Here is a 23,762-nt window from a genome sequence, read left to right as displayed (position 1 = left end):
ATATGGAGTTTTCAGTTTTAATGACTGTATATGAAAAAGAAAAACCTTATAATTTAAGAAAAAGTTTGTTAACTTCATATAGTCAAACTATTAAACCCACAGAAATTGTTTTAGTTTGTGATGGGGAATTAACTCAAGAATTATATGATGAAATAGACCAAATAAAAATCGAAATTCCAATCTTACAAGTGTATCAACTCGATACTAATGTGGGCTCAGGGCCTGCATCTCGTTTTGGAGTAGAAAAATGTAATACGGACCTAATTGCAAGAATGGATAGTGATGATTATTCTGAAGAAACACGTTTTGAAAAACAAATTAAAGCTTTTGAAGAAAATCCAAATCTTATTATGGTTGGAACTAATATTCTAGAAAAGAATACCGAATTTACGGCTTTAAAAACAGTTCCTGAAAGAACAAAAGAAATTAGAGAGTATTCTAAGTTTAGAAATCCGTTTAATAATCCTTCAAGTATGATGAAAAAAGAATATATTTTAAAAGTAGGAAATTATAGAAAGTTTCGATATTTAGAGGATTATGATTTAACGATGAGACTTATTCATGATAATCCAACAAAGGACTTTTTGAATATTCAAGAGCCATTAGTAGTCATGCAAACGGATGATTCAAGTTATCTTCGTAGAGGTGGATTACTTTATGTAAAAACAGAATTCTTCTTACAGGCAGATTTTTATAGACGAGGTTATATCTCGAGACTTGAATTATGTCGAAATATTTTTGCACGCAATATTGTCAGAGTACTTCCTAATTCTATTAGAAAACTAATTTATAAAAAGAAAATGAGAGAAAGTGTTGAGGTTAAAAGTCGAAAATGAAGAAAGTAATAACTTATGGAACATTTGATCTATTACATTATGGTCACATTAACCTACTAAGAAGAGCAAAATCTTTAGGAGATTATCTTATTGTAGGATTATCTACTGATGAATTTAATAATAAAGAAAAAAATAAAGAATGCTACTTTGATTACGAAAATAGAAAACTACTTTTAGATGCTGTTAGATATGTTGATCTTGTAGTTCCAGAAGAAAATTGGGAACAAAAAATTTCTGATATACAAAAATATAACATCGATGTCTTTGTAATTGGAGATGACTGGAAAGGCAAATTTGATTATTTGAAAGATTTTGGTATAGAGGTTGTCTATCTTTCTCGAACAAAGGAGATATCTACATCTAAAATAAAAAATGATTTGAATAGCAGGTGTTAGAATGAAATATCGTGTTATACATGTGACGGGTGGAGTAAGAAATACTATCAGTGGAGTGCAAAGCTTCATAAAAAATCACATTAAGACAGATGATGAAGAATTTGAATATATGGTTGGTGAGTCTAATGGTGATTCTCATTTTCCTTTTAATAAATACTTAGATGAAAAAGGAATTAAAAGAATATTATTCCCTTCTTTGAAAGTCTCTAAGATGATGCGTTATGGTAGAGAATGCAGAGAGTTTTATGAAAATAATAGGATTGATGTTCTACATGTACATAACCCTATTACTGCTTTCATTCATAATTATTATGCTAAAAAACATGGTGTTAAGGTACGTATTTATCATAATCATAGTAGTCAATTTTCGGATACTATTCTGAAAAGTATTCGAAATAGATTTTTAGTTTTCTTAGCATTAAAAAATGCCACTCATCGTGTATCGTGTGGCAAGTTAGCGGGAATTAAAATTTTCGGTAATAAAAATTTTCAAATAGTTCCAAATGCGATTGATATTAATAAATATAAATTTTCATTGAAATATAGAGAAGAGATTCGAGAGGAATTTCATATAAAGGGAAATATAAAAGTAGTCGGAATGATAGGTATACTAAATCGATTTAAGAATCAGAACTTTTTGATTGAACTTGCCAGAAAGTTACCTGAGGTAACTTTCTTATTAGTAGGAGAAGGACCTGATCGTCTAATTTTAGAAGAAAAATGTAAAGAAATGACTAATGTTATTTTTACAGGGAAAAGAGAAGATGCGTATAAATTTTATTCGGCTTTCGATATTTTCGCATTTCCTTCACTTTATGAAGGGTTTCCGATGGTTTTGATTGAAGCGCAATGTTCAGGGGTTGATATTATAATGAATGAAACAATAGACTCAACAACTCAGATTGTTAATAATATTTGTACTGCTTTGCCATTAGATAAAAATAAATGGATAGATTATATTGAAAAAGTGCAAGTAGTAAATAATAAGAGAGATTTTGATGAACGATTAATCGATTTTGATATCAGTGAAAATATAATTAATCTAAAAGAAATTTATCAGAAAGGTTTGAAGAAGTAATATGAATAAAAATTTAAAAACATTATTTTTCAAAATAAGTGATGTTACTTCTAAATTAAATACACTAATTCCTAAAAAAAGGGATAGAATAGTTATATATTCAAACTGGGGTTTTAGAGATAATATTAGAACTTTGTACCAATATTTAGTTGACAATGGCTATCAAGATAAATATGAGATTGTCTGTGCTTCAAATAATTTTTATCATTTAAAAAAAGATAACAAGGTGAAATTTGTTTCTATATACAATGGATTATACTATTTTTTAACTTCAAAATACTTCTTTTATTCTTTTGGAAAATATCCAATTAAACCTACAAAAAAACAGATGGTTGTGAATTTATGGCACGGGATGCCTTTGAAAAAAATTGGTAATCTTGAGAATGGTATGGAAAATATTGATTATAATTTTTTCACAAAATTAGTTTCTTCATCTGATTTGTTTACTCCGATTATGAAAGCAGCATTTAATGCTAATGATGAGCAAATGTTGTTAGTAGGGAATATTAGGAATGACGAGTTATTTGAAGAAGAAAAAGATAAAAATATTATTTGGATGCCAACTTATCGTAATTCAAAGAATTATCATGATAGTCAAGATGCGATTATTTTTTCCCTTGATGATACTGAATTTAGTAAAGTAAATAAACTGCTTTTAGAATATGAATATCATCTTTATATTAAATTGCATCCGTTAGAGGAGTCTCATTTTAAATTTAAAAATAATTACTCAAATATTCATATGTTGTCAGAAGAGACTATTAGTCAACACTATGGTACTTTGTATAAGTTCCTTGGAACTACTAGTGCGTTGATTACGGATTATTCCTCTGTATTTTTGGATTACTATTTATTGAATAGACCTGTGGCGTTTACTATAAATGATTATGAAGAATACAAAGAAAATAGGGGATTTGTATTCGATGATGTGAAAAGCTTAATGGTAGGTCCGACTGTTAGTAATTTTGACGATTTATTGGAGTTTCTTAATAGTGTTATGAAATCTGAGGATGAGTTCTATTTTGAAAGAAATGAAATTAATTCAAAAGTAAACTCAATTCAAAGAGATTTTACTAAGACACTTCTAGAAAATGTCGGTATAGAAAAATAGTTTATTTAAGATAAATTAAATTTTGAAAGGATATAGTTTATGATTAGTGTAATAGTTCCTGTTTATAATGTGGAAAAATATTTAGAAGAGTGTCTAGATAGTATTCAAAGACAGTCATATGTAGATATAGAAGTTATATTAATTAATGATGGATCTACGGATAATTCTAAAGAAATATGTGAAAAATATTGTAAACAAGATAGTCGTTTTCTTTTAACTAATCAAGAAAATCAAGGATTAAGTGCTGCAAGAAATAAAGGGGTAGAAATATCAACTGGAGAGTATATTGTATTTGTAGATAGCGATGATATTATTAAAACAAACTATTTAGAAAAGTTAATGCAATACATGGCTGAGGATGTAGATATTGTAGAGTGTATATTTACAGTAAAGAAAATGGAATTTTTGGATGAAAATATTGAGACAACAACCATTATTTTTGAAGGAGATTCAAATAAGGCAGTTAAGTTTTTCCCGCATCATACTCTAAATGTTAATGCAGTTACTAAACTGTACAGAAGAGAGATTGTTGAAGCAGTTCCATATATAGAAGGTGTATTTTATGAAGATGTTTATAGTGGAATAGGGATGTTAAAATATATTCGAAAAATGATTAAAATTGACTATGTAGGATATTATTATCGAGTACGTTTAGGTAGTATAATGCACCGAGAATTTTCACCAAAAAATCTAGATATATTTACTGTTTGTGATAAATTAATAGAATTATATGCTGATAGAGAAGACCTTCTTCCTTATGTTGGTAGTTTTTTAGTTCATTTGGCTACGATGCATTATCACAGTTATGTAAAAAAAGGGAATCCATATAGAGAATTCTATAATCAAAAATTAGCTGAGTATGTAACATTAACAAAGAAAAATCCAGACTTAGCTAGAGCGTCACGTTTAATTAAGCTCTATAACTTTTGCCCAAAATATTATAATTCAATTGTATTCCCAGTCTATTATGCAATTTGGAAATTGAAAAATGGCATAAAAGAAGTAAAGGTAGATGAATAAGATAAATGAGGAGAAAATTTAATTTATGATAAGCGTTATCGTACCCGTTTATAATGTGGAAGAATATTTAGAAGAATGTCTAGAAAGTATAAAGCAGCAAACTTTCACTGATATTGAAGTGATACTAGTTAATGATGGCTCAACTGATGGTTCAAGGGAAATATGTGAACGGTTTTGTCAGAAAGACAGTCGTTTTAAGTTAATTAATCAAGAAAATCAAGGACAAAGTGTCGCAAGGAATCGCGGTGTTAAAGAATCTGTTGGAAAATTTATTATGTTTGTGGATAGCGATGATGTTATCAATAAAAACCTGTTAGAAGTACTACTTCCTTACATGAAGACGGAAGTGGATATCGTAGAATGTAGAATGACAAGAAAAAAAGAAGAATTTTATCTTAATAAGCCTTCTAAAATTGTATTTAAAGGAAATGCTAAAGAAGCAATTCTTAATTGTATTGAGATTAAAGAAGTGAAGTTTTGTCCAGTTACAAAACTATATAGAAGAGAAATTGTTGAAAAAGTTCCATTTTTAGAAGGATATATTTACGAAGATGTTTTTACAGGAATAAATTATTTAAAACATATGCGAAAAATAGTAGTTGTTGATTATATTGGTTATTATTATCGAGTTCGTCCAAATAGTACTATGACGAAATCCTATACTGAAAAAGATTTAGATATTTTTAAAGTAGGAAATCAATTAATAGATTCTTTTAAAGATGATGAAGATATGCTTCCCTATATTGGATATTTTATGTTTTATATTGGTCATGGACACTATTTAAAAGATGGAATAAATAAGATGAATATCTATGCTGATTTATATGAAGATTTTATTAGAAAGGCTGCTTTTATAGCAAAGCAATCCAAGGAAGTTGTTCGAAAATATCGTCTATTGAGACTGTACTTATTTGCTCCAAAATATTATACAACTATCACTTATCCTATTTATAAAAAATTACAAAATAGATGGATTTCTACTAAAAAATTAATTAATAATTTAAACGATAAATTGTATATAAGAAAAATTTGAGTATTTAAATATGAAGGGTAATATAATAAATTATAAAGGAGATGTCAGAATAAAAATGATTAGCATAATAGTTCCAGTTTATAATGTAGAAAAATATCTGGAAGAATGTTTAGAGAGTATAAAAAATCAAACGTATACAGATATCGAAGTTATATTAGTTAATGATGGATCTACTGATAATTCACAAGTAATTTGTGAAAGATATTGTCAACAAAACCCTCGTTTTTATTTAATTAATCAAGAAAATCAAGGACAAAGTGTTGCGCGTAATAATGGAGTTGTCATTTCTAAAGGTGAATTTATCACTTTTGTGGACAGCGATGATGTTATAAAAAGTGATATGTTACAACAATTAATGAGATATATGGATACAGGAATTGATATTGTAGAATGTGATTTTACAGAAGACAAAGAAATATATAATATAAAAAATAGACAGTTGAAAATTGAAGAATTTACTTCATCAGAGGCACTAAAAAAATGTTTCGATATGGAGATAAAGTGGAGTCCTGTAGCTAAATTGTACCGTAGAAAAATAGTAGAGGGGACTCCATTTTTAGAAAATTTAATTTATGAAGATTTATATTCAGGAATTGTTTCATTAAAGAATATAGAAAAAATGAGGAAAATTAACTACATCGGTTACTATTATCGTATTCATCCTAGAAGCACTATGAGAAGAAAATTTGATAGTAAAAATTTAGATCTATTTAAAATTGGGGATTCTTTATTAGAAAAATTTAGTGAGGATAAATTATTACCATATATAGCTAAAGTACTCTTTTTAGTTTGTATTGCGCATGTTGAATTATATAAAATTCGTCCTGGTCACCCTTATTTTAAGGAATACGACGGGAATCTAAAAAAATATCTTGGAATTGCAAAAAAATCTTCAGAAGTTTTAAAAAGCAGTAAATTATTACGATGGTATAATTTTTCTTCGAAATTATTTATTATAATTATATTTCCGCTATATTTAAAGTATTTGGATATTCGTAATAAAATAAATTATAAAAGGGATAATTTAGAATAAGTATAATAGCTTTGTTTCTACTCGTTTAGTAAAAAGATAAAGGGCAAAGTATCTTGTGAAATATTGGAGTATGTAATTTAATAATCGAATTTATCATATTTGTAAATATTGATGATGTTAGTTCTAATTGATATTTTGTAGATACAAATAATAAGAATGAACATAATTATTTTGTAAAATATGTCCATAGCTCTATTAAGTATAAATTTGATAAACTTAATAAAAAAATATAATATTTTAAGAAATTTAAACAAGTAATAATAGATTGTTGTTGCAAATATATCCTTAAAAAAGGAGGAAAGGAGAAAAGTTGAAATTAGAAAAGTTAATAAGTGTAATTGTACCCGTTTATAATGTTGAAGAATATTTAGATGAATGTTTAGATAGCATTAGAAAGCAAACATATAAAAATATAGAAGTAATATTAGTAAACGATGGTTCTACCGATAAATCGCAGGAAATTTGTGAACTATATTGTCAACAAGACTCCCGTTTTTATTTAATAAATCAAGAAAACAGAGGGTTGAGCGGGGCACGTAACAGAGGAATTCAGGAATCAACTGCTGAATTTATTACTTTTGTCGATAGTGATGATGTAATTAAAGAAGATATGCTTGAACAACTAATGAAACCGATGACCTCAGAAAATATTGATATCGTAGAATGTTGGTATACTCATAATGAACAAGAATTAGAATTAGAAACAAAAGATAATATAGGAATAGTCTTTAGAGGAGATGCTAAAGGAGCGTTGGTTTCTCTTTGTAGTGATAATATTGTACGTTTAAATGCAGTTGCTAAACTATTTAGAAGAAAATTAATTATCGGTTTTCCATTTTTAGAAGGTTTATTTTATGAAGATGTTTATGGTGGAATTGGAATTTTAAAACATATAAATAAAATGGTAAAAATTAATTATATAGGTTATTATTATCGTGTACGTTCTGGTAGTATTATGAATCGAGAATTTAGCGAAAAAAATTTAGATTTGTTTACGATTTGTGATAAATTAGAACAATTATACGAGAATGATAAAGAAGCACTAAGTTATATTTATCGTCGATTGTTTAATTTAGTATTGATGCACGTGATAGATTACCATATTTTTGAAGGTAATACCTATGAAGAGAAATATCGTAATTATTTAAATAAATATGCGAAAACTTCAAAAAAATCGTTTTTAATTCATGCCTATTTACTTTTCCCTAAACATATCGTTATTATTTCACGTATTCTTGGAGGACTACAATGGCGCTGGCAGGAATATGTAGTTAAAAAATTTCGAAGGGGGTAAATCAAGGTGAAGTATTTTTTAAAAGAAACATATGCAAAAGCAAATCATGCAGGTCCCAAAGCGAGAATGGATGCTGAAAAAATTTGGTTGGATAATGGCTATCGAGAATATTATTTAACAGAAAGTCAAAAGAACAATCATTTAAATCAAAATGATGTTATTATTCTTCAATTTCCACTGTTGTGGCAGTCGCTAAAGAAACAAATACGTATGAAGTTTTTAAAGAAAAGAAATTTTAAGGCGTATTTACTTATTCATGATATTGAATCGCTTAGAAATAAAAAAATTAAATCATTTTCTGATTTTAAATATTCTATCATCCATTTATTACAAAATAAAACAGTTTTAGAAAGAGTAGATGGGATCATAGCACATAATGATAAAATGAAGTCCGAACTAGTAAAAATGGGAATTAATAAAGAGAAAATTGTTTCGTTAGAGATATTTGACTATTTAATTCCTGATTTTAACGAGGATAAAAATTATGATAAAGATAAAATCTTACTAGCTGGTAATTTTGATATTCGTAAAACAAGGTATGCTCGTAATCTACCCGAAAACCCCGAATTTGAAATTTATGGTATCAACTTTGAGTCTGAACATCTTCCGAATAATGTTCATTATAAGGGAGTATTTACTCCAGATGAACTGCCTAATCACCTGCAAGGCGGGTTTGGTTTAGTATGGGATGGAGATAGCGCACACACTTGTAGTGGAATGTATGGGGAGTATTTAAAGTTGAATAATCCTCACAAAGCTTCGCTTTATTTAGCATCTGGATTTCCAATTATTGTTTGGAGTCAGTCCGCTCTTGCTGATTTTGTAAGAAATAACAATTGTGGAATATTCGTAAATTCTTTATTTGAAATTTCAGAAACTTTAAAATCGATTTCTGAAGATGAGTATCAAGAATTGGTAAAAAACAGTAAGAGAATTGGAGAGAAAATTCGACAAGGATATTATCTAAAAACAGCCTTAGAAAAATGTGAAAGGGAATTATAAAATCGTGAAATTACAGTCAGTACAAGAAAAAATTACTAGGTACAATAAGATTTTAAGATATTTTGGCCCTAAATTAACATTTGCATACTATCTTACGCAACAGTCTGATTCAAAATACTATGACTTTAGTAAAAATGTTATTTTAGATTTTGTTCTAAAATTACGAAGAGAAGCTAAAATAGATGAATCGAATACTGATAAAAAAGAAGTTACAAAAAAATTTCCAAAAATTATTTGGACAATGTGGCAACAGGGAGAAGCTCAAATGCCTGAAACGGTAAAAGCTACTGTAAAAACAATAAAAGAGTTTTCTGAGAGAAGTGGCTGTGAATTTCATTTGTTAACGGACAAAAATCTTGAGCATTTTGTCAATATTCCAAAAGATATTACAGAAAAATATAAGAAAAAAGAATTGTCAGCCGCTCATTATTCTGATATTATTCGTTTTAGTATATTATATCAATACGGTGGGATATGGATGGATGCAACATTATTTGTATCTCGATACGCCACAGTAGAAATGTTTGAAGGAGAATTTTTTAGTTTGAATCATCCACCTTTAAATACCAATAAAATAGAAAGAACAATTTGCGACTATAAATGGTCAGGTTTTTTCCTTGCAGGACAAAAAGGAAAAAAACATTTCAAGCATATTCGGGATTTATATATTTACTATGTTCGTAAATATCCAATATTCATTCATTATCTAATGATGGATTACTTTATTTTGTCCGAATATGAGTGTAATGATGAATTTAGTATATTAGTAGATAGATTACCTGTTTTAGAATCTGCTGAGAAACTCTGGTTTTTAAGAGACCACGCAAATGATATTTTTGATGACACGGAATGGAATGATGTATTGAAAACAACTCCTATCATGAAAACAACTTATAAAATCAATGAAAAAGAGATCATTCCAAATAGTTATCTGTATAAATTATATCAAGGAGCACTAAATGAATAGAGGAAATAGATGAAAAAAAGTAGAACAGATTATGCAACTTTAAATACGAGTATCGCTCTTGCGATACAACCTTTTCAAGCACTTATTGGATTTGTAAGCCGTACAATATTTTTAAATATTCTTGGAGTAACTTATTTAGGTTTAAATAATTATTTATCTAGCTTAGTATCAATGTTATCCTTAGCTGAATTGGGGATAGGTGGTGCTATGACATATGCTTTATATGGACCACTTGCTAGAAAAGAGCATGCTAAGATTAATGCTTTTATGATTTTATTTAAAAAGTTATATAGGATGATTGGGATTGGTATTTTCATCATTGGATCTATTCTAGCATTGTTTTTACCGTATATAATTAAGGATTATCCTGTAAATCGTGAAGTGTATATTATTTACTTTCTTTTTGTTTTTAATTCTGCTTCGAGTTACTTTTTCTCTTACAAAAGAACATTGTTATATGTAGATCAACGTAATTACGTCATGACTTCGATTGATTTTAGTCTTTATGTTCTTCGTATTCTTCTACAGATTGGAGTCTTAATCTATACTAAGAATTTTATTATATATCTTTTAGTAGGGATATTAATGAATATAGTTGGTAATTTTATCATGTCTAGCATTGTTGATAAAATGTATGATTATTTGTTTAATGAAGAAGTCACTTCTATTACTCAAGAAGAAAAGGCGAGATTTGTTAAAAATATAAAAGGTAATATTGTAGGGAGTATTGGAGAAACTATTGTTTTTCAAACTGATAGCCTTCTAATGGGGGCTTATATAAGTTTAACCGCTATAGGTCTATATGGGAATTATATTTTTGTACTTGGATTTTTATCTCTATTAGCAAGTACAACAATTAATCCAGTTACATCCTCAATAGGTAATTTAATTCATTCTGAAGATACTACACTTATTACTAAACTTGACTTTATAAAAAAATTTCAATTTATTGTCTTTAGTATGGTTTATCTTTTAAGTATGGGCTTCTTAATCTTTATTAATCCATTTATAACGATTTGGTTGGGTAAAGATTTCCTATTTAATATAGGAGTTGTAGTTCTTATAGTTGTTAATTTTTTCTTAACAAATTATAGAAGGCCTGCGCTTATTTTAATATCAGTATATGGACTAAGTTATGAACAAAATTATAAAACTATTTCAGAAATTATATTAAATATAGTTTTTTCGCTTTATTATCTTGTTGTCTTAGATCTAGGTGTAGCTGGTATTTTATTAGGTACTATTTGTTCAACGGTGGTAACTTGTATATGGTATGAGCCGTATAGCGCGTTTAAGTATGGGATCAAATCTTCAGCAAAAGAATATTTCAAAAACATGATTAAACATTTTGCAGTATTTACGATAAGTATTGTCTGTATTATCTTATTAGATGTTTTTGTATTTTCTAAACAGGAATTTATTGTCACTATATTTATGAAAATACTCCTATATGTTGGGTTATTTAGTATATATATTTATACATATAGAAATCATGAGGCAGGTAAATTAATTGTACGTATGATGCGAAAAATATTGTTTTTAAAGAGATTAAGGAGAAAATAAATGAAAAGAGTATTAGTTTGTGGCTTGGTACCTGATGTTGGGGGATTAGAAAAAATAGTTGTAGATTTTTACAATAACATAAATACAGATGAATTTGAATTTGAATTTTTACTTCAGGGTACAGAAAATGTTGAATTTAGTGATCATTTTAAAAAATTGTGCAAAAATCCAATTGTCGTTCATAGAATACCTAAGTTAAGACCAAATATAAAACTAGCATTGAAAGAGTGGGATAAATTCTTTAGAAACAATGCCCATCGGTATGATATACTATGGTCTAATCAAAATGGATTGACTCATCTTGAATTTTTAAAGCTTGCTAAAAAGTATGGTATTAAAAAAAGAATTGTGCATGGTCATTGTGCAACTGCTGACAAGTTTTATCGATTTATACATCCTATAAATCGTCTATTTGTTGGGAAATATGCAACAGACTTTTGGGCGTGTGGAGTAGAAGCTGCAAATCATTTTTATTACGGCAAGGAAAGAAAAAAGGCACTAATTATTAATAATGCTATAGAAGTAGAACAATTTTTATATAACGAAGAAGTTCGTGAAAAACTGAGAAAAGAATATAATATTTCAGAAGATTGTCTTGTTGTTGGACAAGTATCACGTTTATATGAAAAAGCGAAAAACCAAAGTTTTTGTGTTAAAGTATTTTCAGAACTAATAAAGAAAGAACTGAATTCTCGATTAGTTTTTATTGGAAAAGGGGATACGACATTCTTGAAAAATCTTGCTAAAGAATATGGTGTTGAAGATAAGGTGATTTTTACTGGTTTAAAAAGTAATGTAGGAGAAATGCTAAATATATTAGATGTGTTTTTCTTCCCGTCTAATTTTGAAGGATTACCAATCGTGCTAGTTGAAGCCCAAGCTAATGGCTTACCAGTAGTAACAGCAAATCACTTACCAGTTGCAAGAATACTGGAAAACTATGATAATAGACTCTCTTTAAAAGATGAATGGAAGCTTTGGGCGGATAAGATTCTGTCTGTTAGAGAGGGACGAATATTAGACAAAGAATATGTTTATAAAAAATTAAGTGAACATGGTTATGAGATTAAGTCTGCGACTAGACAGTTAGAGAAGTTATTTTAACAGAAATAATAACTTTTATATTGAATTTATTATTTAAGATATGCTATATTAATGTGGTATGGGGGTGACTCAAAAATCGTGATTTCGAAGAAATTGATTTTGTCGAATTACTCCCTTTTTTTTAAATTAAAAAAATGTTAATGAATAAAGTTATTTAATAGAGAAGAGAATTTTAAATTGTAATTTAAATATTATAGTGTAGATATGTATAAGCTGGTTGTTCAAGGTGAAATGATACTAGGAGGATGAAATGTATGATTATTTAATGGTAGGTGCTAGATTGTCAGGAGCGATTTTTGCACATGAAGCAACTAAACAAGGAAAAAAGTAAAAGTAATAGATAAGCGCGACTATATTGGCGGAAATATCTATAGTGAGAATGTTGAAGGAATCAATGTTCACGAATACGGTGCTCACATCTTCCGTACTTTTAACAAAAAAGTATGTGATTATGTGAATCATTTCGCTGAGTTTAATAATGATTTAGGAGTGATAATTTGAGAAATTTAGGATTAGATTTATTAAAAATATTTTCTTGTATTGGAGTTGTAGTACTACACTCTACTAGGTCTGGATTTAATTTAGAACATTATAATATAAGTGCACATTTATATTATCTAGGCACATATGCTATACCATTATTTTTCATGTTAAATGGATATTTTTTATTGAATAAGAAAAAATTGCCTTATAGTTATGTTTTTAATAAAATAAGGGGAATCTTGACTATAGTATTCGTATGGAATATGTTGATATGGATGATTAAAAGAGATTTTAATGTTAATCCATTAATGAAAATTATAGGTTCATTAATTCAAGAAGGATATGCTTATCAATTTTGGTTTTTTGGATCGTTAATAATAATATATTTGACATTACCTATAGTAAAAAAATTATTGGAGAAAGATTATTCATACTCTGTTATTTTGTTAATATTGATAGTTATTGGTATAGTTATTGAAATGATAAATACTTTTATTTTTCATAAACCTATACAACAATATGTTCCACAAACTTTTAGATTTTGGACATGGTTTTTCTATTATATTTTAGGTGGATATTTAGGGAAGATAAATATTCAAGAAATCAAATTAACAAAATTTATTAAGATTAGTTTTAGTATAATATTTATAATTTCACCCATACTATTATTTTATTTAGCGAAAAATGTCTATCATAACGGAACTGCAGAGTATTTTTATGATTCAATGATTGTAAAAATAGTATGTATAGGACTATTTATATTTTTTGCAAAAATTGAAAAAAATATTGTATTGAAAAATAATGAATTAATAGTTATGTTATCATCATTAACTATGGGAGTATATATTGTTCATACGTATGTATTAGCAAGAGTAGCGAAGTATATAAATTATAATTTATGGTATAGTACAGTTATTATATTAATTATCACGTTGAATATTAGTTTTTTTATTTCAAGAATTATTTGAAGTATAAAATATTTTAGAGTAATGTTAAAAATTTAATAAGAAACAAACCTGATTTGGTTTATTATATAACGGAGGAAGCAATATACGATTATTTAATAGTAGCGGCTGGATTGTCAGGTGCGATCTTTGCTCATGAAGCAACAAAACAAAGAAAAAAAATAAAAGTAATAGATAAATGTGACCACATTGGTGAAACATCTATTGTGAGAACGTTGAAGAAATCAACGTTCTCAAATATTATGCCCCCATTTTCCAAACTTCTAACAAAGAAGTTTGGGATTATGTGAATCAGTTTGCTGAGTTTAACAACTACATTAATTCACCAGTAGCAAACTACAAAGGTAAATTATACAATCTACCTTTCAATATGAATAATTTCTATGGATTATGGGGAACTGAGACTCCTGCAGAAGTGAAAGCGAAAATCGCAGAACAAGCAGCTCATCTAAAAGATTGTGAACCTAAAAACTAGAAGAACAAGCTATCAAGCTTATTGGTACTGATGTATACGAAACTTTAATTAAAGGTTATACAGAAAAATAATGGGGACGTAGTGCAACAGTACTACCACCATTTATCATTAAACGTCTTCCAGTACGTTTCACATTCGATAACAACTACTTTAACGATAGATATCAAGGTATTCCAATCGGTGGATATAATGTTATTATTGAAAACATGTTAAAAGGTATTGAAGTAGAACTAAATGTAGACTTCTTTGAGAATCGTGAAGAGTTAGAGAAGCAAGTGCGAAAATAGTGGTATTTACAGGAATGATCGATCAATACTTCGATTATAAACACGGAGGATTAGAATATAGAAGTCTTCGTTTTGAGCACGAAGTATTAGATGAAGAGAATTACCAAGGTAATGCTGTAGTGAACTACACAGAACGCGAAGTTCGTTATACTCGTATTATCGAGCACAAACATTTCGAAAAAGGTACTCAAGAAAAAACAGTTATTACACGTGAGTATTCAGTAGATTGGAAAGGTCGGGATGAACCATACTATTCAATTAACGTTGCTAAAAATAATGAAATGTATAAAAAATATTTAGTAGAAGCAAAAGGTAATGAGGTTGTCTCCTGTGGACGTCTTACAGACTATAAATATTATGATATGCACATAGTAATCGAAAGATTGATTAATGTAGTAAGAGAGAAATTGAGTTGATAATCTATTTAGACTAGATTAGATATGTATTTATGCATGAATAGATAATATTTTTATAGAAAACACTTGTTATTTGTAGTAATATTATAAATAAGTTAAATACATTAATAATAGTTACAATTTATTAAGGAAGTAGGAGAAAATAATATGGGAAAAAATAATAATCAAAGATATAATAACCAAAATTATGAATATGGAAACAACAACTATCAAAATCAGCAACATCAAGATATGACTTATACTGGTCAATATGATAATGCAGATTATGCTAATCAGTATGCACATAATTCGAATAATTATAACGATAGTTATTCAAGCCAGAATACAAATTATAATAATATAGAAAACAATGATTATAATAGGTATAATAACAATAGTCAGTATAATCAAGAAAACTTTCCTCCGAATTTTAATTATGTAGAATATGATAAGCCTAAAAAGAAAACTGGTCTAATTTTTTTAATTAGCTTTTTAGTAATAGGTTTAATAGCGATTACTGCATACTTTGGATATACTAAGTATGTACTAGATAAAAAATCAATAGTTGATTTAAATCAATATGAGATAGACTTTAAACCTTATGGAACTGATGGAGACGGTACAGCTTCTGCTGATATTAAGAAAATACCGACGCTAGATACTGAGGATCCTACTATTACTAAATTTTTACAAGAGCCAACAATTACTTATAGTAAGTCTAATAACTTAAAAAATGGTGAAAAAGTGGAGGTTACGATTAGTTTAAGTAAAACTTCAGCTGAAGCAAAAAAACTAGAATTAAAAGGTGAATTTAAACGTTCTTATACAGTTAGGGGTTTAAATGAAAAAACAAAAGATAGTTCTAGAGATAGTTCATCATCTACAAGTATTGTTCTAAGAGAAAATAGTTCTATTAATACTAAAGAACTTACTGATTCTCAAGTTGGGGATTGGGCTAGAGCTATATATATTAGAGATTACTCTAGAGGCTCAGTAAATTCTGATTTTTCATATGATGTATGGTTAGGTAGCGATCATTTAGCATATGCTAACTTGAAGAAAAATGGAACTACAGTAGGTAAATATAGAGTTAATTCAAGTGGTCAATTGGAACATTATGAAAATGGTGGTTGGAATGTAATTAGTAGTACATATACTTCATAATATTTATTCAACTAAAATATTTTTGCATTAAAAGAAAAATAATAAAAATAGAAAAAACTGATAACTAAAATATAGAGAGCGTATTCTAGTTATTAGTTTTTTTGTAAATTTATTTATAAAAAATTTTAAATAACTCTTGTAATTAATGATATTTAATGAGATAATAGTACATATAATGCAAATAGATTAAGAGGAGATTTTTACTTATGACAAAGATTTTAGCTATTAACTCAGGAAGTTCATCTTTAAAATTTCAATTATTTGAAATGCCTGAAGAAAAAGTTATTACAAAAGGACTAGTTGAAAGAATCGGTATTGAAAACAGTGTATTCACAATCGAATTCAACGGAGAAAAAAATAAAGAAACATTAGATATTCCTAACCACGACGTGGCTATTGAAATGCTACTTGAAAAATTAACAAAATTAGGTATTGTACAAGATGTTAAAGAAATTGAAGGAGTTGGTCACCGTGTTGTTCATGGTGGAGAATTCTATGATGCATCAGTATTAGTAACTGAAGAAGAATTAGCTAAAGTTGATTCTATCGAAGATTTAGCACCTTTACACAACCCAGCGAATATTAAAGGTGTTCGTTCATTCCAAAAAGAATTACCAGGAGTTCCAAACGTATTAACATTTGATACTGCATTCCACCAAAGTATGCCTAAATCAACATACATGTATGCAGTACCAAGAGAATTCTATGAAAAATATGGGGTTCGTAAATACGGTGCACACGGAACAAGCCACAGATACATTGGAGAAAAAGTTGCTGAAATTTTAGGAAAAGACCCTAAAGAACTAAAAACAATTTCTTGTCACATTGGTAACGGTGCTTCAATTTGTGCTATTAAAAATGGTAAATCATTCGATACTTCTATGGGATTCACTCCATTATCTGGTTTAGTAATGGGTACAAGAACTGGGGACATTGATCCAGCTACTATCCCTTACATCGCACAAAAAACTGGATTATCACTAGAAGAAATCGTACGTATTTTCAACTTTGAATCAGGATTAAAAGGTGTATCTGCACTTTCTTCTGACTTACGTGATGTTGAAGACGTTAGAGATACAAACCCACACGCTGCTGAAGCTATTGATGTTTACATCACAAGAATTAAAGAGTACGTTGGAGCTTATGCTGCAGCTATGAACGGAGTAGATGCAATTGTCTTCACTGCAGGTGTTGGTGAAAATGCTACTTGGGTTCGTGAAGAAGTATTAGAAGGATTAACTTTCCTAGGTGTACAAATCGATAAAGAGAAAAACAATGTACGTGGAAAAGTTGCAGAAATCTCAACAGCAGATTCTAAAGTTAAAGCTTTCGTAATTCCTACAGATGAAGAAGTTATGATTGCTAGAGATACTTATAACTTATCTAAATAATAAATAAGATTTCAAGGGCTGGGGTTTTCTCTCCAGTCCTTTAATAATTTGAAAGGACGCTATGGTAATAAATAACTTCAAAAATAAGTTTAAAGGAGCTATTGATATCTTGAAGATATTTAATCGAAATGGCTATGAGGCATACTTTGTTGGTGGTTGTGTAAGAGATTATTTATTAGGTGAAGAATTTTCTGATATTGATATAACGACAAATGCGCTACCTGAAGAAGTAAAGAAGGTGTTTCGTAAGAGTATTGATACCGGAATTCAGCATGGAACAGTAACAATCTTAGTTAATGGTGATAGTTATGAAGTTACTACATTTAGAACTGAGGAAGATTATACAAACCATCGTTCTCCCGAAAAGGTAGAGTTTGTAAGTAATTTAAGAGAGGATCTTGATAGACGTGATTTTACAATTAATGCTATGGCATTAGACTATAATGGGAAGTTATTCGACTATCATAATGGAGATAAAGATTTAAGTTCTAAAATTATTCGTACTGTAAATGATCCTAATGAGAGATTTTATGAGGATGCCTTAAGAATGTTAAGAGCGTTTCGTTTTTCATCTAAGTTAGGTTTTGAAATTGAGGATAATACAATAGACGCTATTAAGAAAAATGCAGAACTTATAAAATTTGTATCTATTGAACGTATTGTAAATGAATTTAAAAAGCTTTTAGCTGGTAAAGGTAATCTAAGGAGTTTAGAATTATTAATAGATAGTAAGCTTAATTCATATATTCCATTTTTTGAGGAAGTTACTGAAGTTCAAGATTTATCAAGTTATTCATTCTGTCAGAGTTTGTATATTTTATCGAATATTAACAATATTTCGTTTGAAAAACTAAAATTATTGAAATTATCAAATAAAGAAATAAAGTTAATAAAACGATTTGATTTAATAAATCAAGAATTTAAAAATAATACTCCAATAGAATTTATTTTATATAAATATAATCGTGAAAATGTTAAGTTTGTATGTGATTATTTTGGGTATGATAAAGGAAATTATATTGATGAATGTATTTTAACTATAAATTCTTTTGATGATATAGATATTACATCGGAAGAAATTATAAATTTTATTGAAAGAAAACCTGGTCCATGGATTAAAACTGTAATTTCTAAATTAGAAAAAGATATTTTACTTCATAAGTTAAATAATAATAAAAAAGATATATTAGATTTTTTATTAAATATAAGAGATAATATATAGATGATTTGAAAGAGAGGTGAGAGAATTTATGAATAAATTATTTTGTGTAGTTGATATAGAATTAACAGATGATAAAGAAATTATTCAATTTTCAGCAACAAAACTTGATGAAAATTTTAAAGAAATATCATCGATTAATTATTATATTCAGCCGAAAAAACAAGTATCTACATTTGTTACTGATTTGACAGGGATAAGTAATGAAATGTTACATGATAAACCTTTTTTTGAAGATGTAGCTCAAGAATTATTTAATTATATTAAAGATGATATTCTTGTATGTCATGGTCTTCCTTCAGATTATGTTATTCTAAAGAAAAGATTTCATGATGTAGGAATAGCGTATAAAGCTAAATTGTCATTAGATACTGTAGAATTATCTAGATTATTTTTACCTTCACAAACTAGTTATAGATTATCAGATTTATCAAATTCTCTTGGCCTTTATACGGGTGATCAATATCACAATGCTGCAATAGACGTGAAAGTTACTGTTAAACTTTTAAAAGAGATTGCTAGAAAAATAGCTAGTATAAATACAAATAATTATAAAAAAATAGAAGATCTTCTAGAAAAAATTGATCTTAGTATGTATAAATTTGCTAAATTTTGTAGAAATAAAACTAAATCTGTAAAATATAATTCTGATGAATTTATAAATTATCAAGATGTTGATTTTAGAAAAGTATTATACGATAACATAAAAACTAGTGATAATGATAAGTATATACTATTTTCATCAATTGATGAGGATGATTATGTTGGTAAATTTAAAATAACAGATTTTGTAATATTGAAGAAGAAAAGTTCTTATGTTCCACTAAATGTCTTTTCTCTTTTCCCAAAAAAAGAAGATTTGAATTTGGATAAATTGTTAATCAAGTTGTATGTCTGGATATTAGAAATAAAAACAGGTGATTTTTCAGAATTAAACCTATTGTATCTTGAGAAAATGTACATAGAGGGTATAAAGAAAGGTGTATCTATTAGCTCGAAAGCATATTATTTTGATGAAAAGAATAAAGCTGCTCAACTTTGTAAAAATATTGTAACAAACTATGATTCGATTGAGTATTTAATAGAAAATGATACTTTTAAGGATTATACTTTTGTATTTGAACATAAAAAAATACTTGGTCGAGAATTAGATTCAATCAACACAAAAGATTATTTTTATAAAAATGCTATTACGGAACTAAATGTTGCTGTATCTAGGAATTTAAAAAATAAAGATATAAAAGGTTTAAGAAACAATATTGATGGTTTGGTGAAATTTCTTCATGAAATGTATATTTCGGAGAGTTTGTTTTTATACAATGATAGCTTAAGTTTTATATTACAAGATGTTGATGCGATATTGGTTGACATGAAACAATATAAGGATGAGCTACCAATATCATATAAATTCATGAAAAAATTAAGAAATGTATTAATTGATTCTAAAAACACATATAAATTTGTAGTGCTTGATCAAGAGAATAGCTTAAAACTTACAGTAGTAAATGATAAGAAGGTTAAATCAATAATTAATATAATCCATTCTAAAAAGCATAAGTACTTGAATTTGAAATCTAAAGCTAAATATATATACAGTAATGGAGATGAGGAATTACTAACATCTAAAAGTACTGAATCAATATTATATATTTTCGAAAGTAATAAATATAAAGATTTATACTTTAGTAAACGCGAAAAAAAGAGTTATATTAAATTCTTCAATTTTTCAATTAAAGATAACTTTAATGAGCTATATAGTGAAGTGAAAAATAATAATCGTCTAGCTTGTAGATGTTACGCAACAAAGGATATACTAGAATACAGGTATTTTCTAAAAGATATTTTTGATTGTATAATTGTATTTCGTGATTTAGAACATTAAATTCTAAAAATTAAAAGTCATAATTAAAAAAATAGTAATTTTATGATATAATATAAATAGTTTTTATATAACTATAATAATTTAAATTTTGAATATAATATTTATTAAAATTAGGAGGGACTTCAAGTTGAATATTAATAATTTAAAAGAACAACTAGGTCAAAAAGTAACTCTTGGTGCATGGATTGCTAACAAGAGAAGTAGTGGTAAAATTGCATTTTTCCAACTTAGATATGGAGCTGGATTTATCCAAGCTATCGCATTAAAAGAAGCTTTAGGTGAAGAAAGATACCAACAATTACGTCATTTACCACAAGAAACTTCATTAAAAGTAACTGGATTAATTAAAGAAAATGAAAGAGAACTTTCTGGTATTGAATTAGAGATTGAAGACTTTGAAGTAATCTCTGAAGCTATTGATTATCCAATCACTCCAAAAGAGCACGGAGTAGAATTCTTAGCTGATAACCGTCACATCTGGATTCGTTCTAAGAAACAACATGCTATCTTAACAATTAGAAATCAAATTATTAAATCTACATATGATTTCTTTGAAAAAGAAGGATTCTTAAAAACAGATCCACCAATTTTAACATCATCAGCTCCAGAAGGAACTACAGAATTATTTAATACTAAATATTTCGATGAGGAAGCATATCTTTCTCAATCTGGACAACTTTACTTAGAAGCAACAGCTATGGCATTTGGTAAAGTATTTTCATTCGGTCCTACTTTCAGAGCAGAAAAATCTAAAACTCGTCGTCACTTAATCGAGTTCTGGATGATTGAAGCTGAGATGGCGTTCTGTAATCATGATGAAAGTTTAGCACTGCAAGAAGCATTTGTTAATCACCTATTAACTGATGTATTAGAAAAATGTCAAGAACAACTTAAAGTTCTTGGTCGTGATTTAGAAGCTCTAGAAAATGCTAGAGGAGAATTTCCACGTATTAAATATAAGGATGCTATCCAATTACTAAAAGATAATGGATTTGATGATATTGAATATGGTGATGACTTCGGATCACCTCACGAAACATTTATCGCAAATAGCTACAACAAACCAGTATTTATTACTCACTGGCCATTAGATATTAAACCATTCTATATGATTGAAGATCCAAATGAACCTGGTGTAGTACTATGTGCGGACTTAATAGCTCCAGAAGGATATGGAGAAATCATCGGTGGTTCTCAACGTATTGACGACTACGATAAATTATTAGAAAACATTAAGAAACATGATTTAAATCTTGATGCTTATGGTTGGTATTTAGATCTACGTAAATATGGTTCTGTAGAACATGCTGGATTTGGATTAGGGTTAGAGAGAACTGTAGCTTGGATTACAGGTAACGGACACGTTCGTGAAACTGCTCCATTCCCACGCTTATTAAACAGATTAACGCCTTAGGAGTCGAAAATGATCAATATCAATATAAAAGGTCTTTTAGTTGATGCTGATTTTTTAATGAATTATAAATCTTATAACTTATCTGGAGAGGAAGCTATGTTTCTTCTTCAGATAAGTTATTTGACAAATCAAGGAGATTTACCATTTTCAATAGAATTATTTAAAAATGAATCAAATAAATCAGAAAATGAAATCTTTTCTATGCTTGATAATTTAGTTAATAAAGGATGCATTGTTATTTCAGCTGAAAGCAAGTTAAATTTTATTGTTTTTAATAATAAGGAAGACTATTATACTCTGCGTGAGTTATTAAAATTAACAGAACGAGTAACTGGGAGAATATTAACTTCTAAAGAGATTGATATTGTAACTTCTTGGTTTGAACAAAATTATACAAAACAACAGATAGATGAAGCATTAACTTTGTCTAAAAATATTAGTTATGTTAATGGTATATTAAATAACAAAGTAAATAAAGATATTCAATCAGAAAGTGGTAGTAGTTTAGGTTATGACTGGTTTAACAAGTAGACAAAAAAAGAATAAAGCAAAAAAAGTCATGGAATATTTGGATAAAGTATTTCCTGATGTAGAATGTGAACTAGATTTTTCTAATAATTTGGAATTAGTTATTGCTGTTCTCTTATCTGCTCAGTGTAAAGATGAGTATGTAAATAGAGCAACAGTCGGGTTGTTTGCGAATTATAAGACAATTGATGATTATGCTGATGCTAAGGTGGAAGATATAGAGAAGTATATTCGAACACTTGGGCTTTATAAGGCAAAATCTAAAAATATAGTTGGTATGGCTAATATGTTAAGGGATGTTTACGATTATAAGATTCCACAGACTAGAGAAGAGTTAGAAAAACTACCTGGTGTAGGAAGAAAAACTGCCAATGTTGTTCTTTCTGTTGGATTTAATATTCCCGCGATTGCTGTTGATACTCACGTTGAACGAGTAGCGAAAATGTTTGGATTAGCAGATTTAACCGATACACCACTTCAGGTAGAAAAAAGTCTTATGAGTGTTTTCCCTATGGAAAGTTGGGGGAAAATACATCACCAACTAATTCATTTAGGTCGATATAAACTCCCTGCAAGAGGTGAGCGAACTATTTATCCTGAATTAGAAAAATTATTAGTATTGAAATAAGAGGAGAAGGAATATGTTAATCATATTTATATTAGCGTGTTTTTTAATATTGCTAGATCAACTTAGTAAAAATTTTATAGTTAATCATTTCTCATTAGGAGAAAGCAAGGAAGTTATAGCGAATTTCTTCAGTATATCATCTCATAGAAATAGAGGAGCTGCATGGGGGATTCTACAAGATAGTCGTCTATTTTTCTTAGTTGTTACGATTATTTTTGTGGCTATTTTAACATATTATCTATTAAAACAAAAAAATTCTTTATCTGCTTTTGATAAAGGGACATTCGCTTTAATATATGGTGGAGCAATTGGTAATTTTATCGATAGATTAACTAGACATGAAGTTGTAGATTTTTTAGATTTTAGAATTTTTGGATACGATTTTCCTATATTTAATTTAGCAGACTGTTTTATTTGCGTAGGAGTATTCTTTTTACTATATAAGATTTACAAAGAAGAAGAAAAATAATAATTGAGAGCGGACTTTTTAGGTCA

Annotated in this window: 25 protein-coding genes and 1 pseudogene; all 26 read left to right on the top strand. The window is 28.1% G+C overall.

The features are described 5' to 3' along the window. The first annotated feature begins 2 nt into the window (after positions 1-2). Positions 3-836 carry a glycosyltransferase gene (locus O3884_RS00475; RefSeq protein WP_371451080.1) on the top strand — a complete coding sequence of 278 codons (834 nt, stop codon included), beginning with the start codon at positions 3-5 and terminating at the stop codon, positions 834-836. Continuing rightward, on the top strand, positions 833-1,231 hold the full coding sequence (tagD, locus tag O3884_RS00470) for a glycerol-3-phosphate cytidylyltransferase (RefSeq protein ID WP_371451079.1): 399 nt from the start codon (positions 833-835) through the stop codon (positions 1,229-1,231). The genes O3884_RS00475 and tagD overlap by 4 nt, the downstream gene beginning before the upstream one ends. 1 nt (position 1,232) lies before the next feature. Beyond that, the gene (locus O3884_RS00465; RefSeq protein WP_371451078.1) at positions 1,233-2,309 is read left to right on the top strand and encodes a glycosyltransferase; all 1,077 of its coding nucleotides are present in this window, start codon (positions 1,233-1,235) and stop codon (positions 2,307-2,309) included. A 1-nt stretch (position 2,310) separates the two neighbouring features. Beyond that, entirely contained in the window at positions 2,311-3,420 is a 1,110-nt protein-coding gene (locus O3884_RS00460; RefSeq protein ID WP_371451077.1) for a CDP-glycerol glycerophosphotransferase family protein, read from the top strand. Between the two features lie 39 nt (positions 3,421-3,459). Next, positions 3,460-4,440 (top strand): glycosyltransferase family 2 protein, encoded by a 981-nt coding sequence (locus O3884_RS00455; RefSeq protein ID WP_371451076.1) that lies wholly within the window; start codon positions 3,460-3,462, stop codon positions 4,438-4,440. A 25-nt stretch (positions 4,441-4,465) separates the two neighbouring features. After that, positions 4,466-5,473 (top strand): glycosyltransferase family 2 protein, encoded by a 1,008-nt coding sequence (locus O3884_RS00450; RefSeq protein WP_048802174.1) that lies wholly within the window; start codon positions 4,466-4,468, stop codon positions 5,471-5,473. A 55-nt stretch (positions 5,474-5,528) separates the two neighbouring features. Further along, positions 5,529-6,506, top strand: a complete 978-nt coding sequence (locus O3884_RS00445; protein WP_371451075.1) for a glycosyltransferase family 2 protein — start codon at positions 5,529-5,531, stop codon at positions 6,504-6,506. Between the two features lie 310 nt (positions 6,507-6,816). Beyond that, the gene (locus tag O3884_RS00440; RefSeq protein WP_371451074.1) at positions 6,817-7,800 is read left to right on the top strand and encodes a glycosyltransferase family 2 protein; all 984 of its coding nucleotides are present in this window, start codon (positions 6,817-6,819) and stop codon (positions 7,798-7,800) included. Between the two features lie 6 nt (positions 7,801-7,806). Continuing rightward, on the top strand, positions 7,807-8,802 hold the full coding sequence (locus O3884_RS00435; protein ID WP_371451073.1) for a glycosyltransferase: 996 nt from the start codon (positions 7,807-7,809) through the stop codon (positions 8,800-8,802). A gap of 4 nt (positions 8,803-8,806) precedes the next feature. Next, the gene (locus O3884_RS00430; RefSeq protein ID WP_371451072.1) at positions 8,807-9,769 is read left to right on the top strand and encodes a capsular polysaccharide synthesis protein; all 963 of its coding nucleotides are present in this window, start codon (positions 8,807-8,809) and stop codon (positions 9,767-9,769) included. 9 nt (positions 9,770-9,778) lie between these two features. Further along, positions 9,779-11,332: a lipopolysaccharide biosynthesis protein gene (locus O3884_RS00425; RefSeq protein ID WP_371451071.1), complete on the top strand. Its 1,554-nt coding sequence runs from the start codon at positions 9,779-9,781 to the stop codon at positions 11,330-11,332. Continuing rightward, positions 11,333-12,436 (top strand): glycosyltransferase, encoded by a 1,104-nt coding sequence (locus tag O3884_RS00420; RefSeq protein ID WP_371451070.1) that lies wholly within the window; start codon positions 11,333-11,335, stop codon positions 12,434-12,436. Positions 12,437-12,686: 250 nt separating this feature from the next. Further along, a pseudogene (locus O3884_RS00415) lies at positions 12,687-12,913 on the top strand (NAD(P)-binding protein); the annotation flags it as partial. A gap of 20 nt (positions 12,914-12,933) precedes the next feature. Further along, positions 12,934-13,887: an acyltransferase gene (locus tag O3884_RS00410; RefSeq protein ID WP_371451069.1), complete on the top strand. Its 954-nt coding sequence runs from the start codon at positions 12,934-12,936 to the stop codon at positions 13,885-13,887. Positions 13,888-13,940: 53 nt separating this feature from the next. Next, positions 13,941-14,174: an NAD(P)-binding protein gene (locus O3884_RS00405; protein ID WP_371451068.1), complete on the top strand. Its 234-nt coding sequence runs from the start codon at positions 13,941-13,943 to the stop codon at positions 14,172-14,174. After that, on the top strand, positions 14,171-14,359 hold the full coding sequence (locus O3884_RS00400; RefSeq protein WP_371451067.1) for a hypothetical protein: 189 nt from the start codon (positions 14,171-14,173) through the stop codon (positions 14,357-14,359). The genes O3884_RS00405 and O3884_RS00400 overlap by 4 nt, the downstream gene beginning before the upstream one ends. A 104-nt stretch (positions 14,360-14,463) precedes the next feature. After that, a complete protein-coding gene (locus O3884_RS00395) occupies positions 14,464-14,646 on the top strand; it encodes a UDP-galactopyranose mutase (RefSeq protein WP_371451111.1) in 183 nt (60 codons plus the stop codon). Continuing rightward, positions 14,646-15,062, top strand: a complete 417-nt coding sequence (locus O3884_RS00390) for a UDP-galactopyranose mutase (RefSeq protein ID WP_371451066.1) — start codon at positions 14,646-14,648, stop codon at positions 15,060-15,062. The genes O3884_RS00395 and O3884_RS00390 overlap by 1 nt, the downstream gene beginning before the upstream one ends. 147 nt (positions 15,063-15,209) lie before the next feature. Beyond that, positions 15,210-16,205 carry a hypothetical protein gene (locus tag O3884_RS00385; protein ID WP_371451065.1) on the top strand — a complete coding sequence of 332 codons (996 nt, stop codon included), beginning with the start codon at positions 15,210-15,212 and terminating at the stop codon, positions 16,203-16,205. 206 nt (positions 16,206-16,411) lie between these two features. Continuing rightward, positions 16,412-17,596, top strand: coding sequence for an acetate/propionate family kinase (locus tag O3884_RS00380; RefSeq protein ID WP_294683315.1), 1,185 nt, complete (start codon positions 16,412-16,414; stop codon positions 17,594-17,596). A gap of 61 nt (positions 17,597-17,657) precedes the next feature. Continuing rightward, positions 17,658-18,818, top strand: coding sequence for a CCA tRNA nucleotidyltransferase (locus O3884_RS00375; RefSeq protein WP_371451064.1), 1,161 nt, complete (start codon positions 17,658-17,660; stop codon positions 18,816-18,818). 28 nt (positions 18,819-18,846) lie between these two features. Further along, positions 18,847-20,697, top strand: a complete 1,851-nt coding sequence (locus O3884_RS00370) for an exonuclease domain-containing protein (RefSeq protein ID WP_371451063.1) — start codon at positions 18,847-18,849, stop codon at positions 20,695-20,697. Positions 20,698-20,824: 127 nt separating this feature from the next. Continuing rightward, positions 20,825-22,111: an asparagine--tRNA ligase gene (gene asnS, locus O3884_RS00365; RefSeq protein ID WP_371451062.1), complete on the top strand. Its 1,287-nt coding sequence runs from the start codon at positions 20,825-20,827 to the stop codon at positions 22,109-22,111. Between the two features lie 9 nt (positions 22,112-22,120). Beyond that, entirely contained in the window at positions 22,121-22,642 is a 522-nt protein-coding gene (locus O3884_RS00360) for a DnaD domain protein (protein ID WP_371451061.1), read from the top strand. Continuing rightward, complete coding sequence (gene nth / locus O3884_RS00355; RefSeq protein ID WP_371451060.1) at positions 22,623-23,267, top strand: endonuclease III; 645 nt, start codon at positions 22,623-22,625, stop codon at positions 23,265-23,267. Before O3884_RS00360 ends, nth begins: the two co-directional genes overlap by 20 nt. 13 nt (positions 23,268-23,280) lie before the next feature. Then, the gene (gene lspA / locus O3884_RS00350) at positions 23,281-23,736 is read left to right on the top strand and encodes a signal peptidase II (protein ID WP_371451059.1); all 456 of its coding nucleotides are present in this window, start codon (positions 23,281-23,283) and stop codon (positions 23,734-23,736) included. Positions 23,737-23,762: the final 26 nt, after the last annotated feature.

Source organism: Gemella sp. 20925_1_85 (genome assembly GCF_041433735.1).
In the GTDB taxonomy this organism is placed as follows: domain Bacteria; phylum Bacillota; class Bacilli; order Staphylococcales; family Gemellaceae; genus Gemella.
This window is presented reverse-complemented; position numbering and strand designations above follow the sequence as displayed.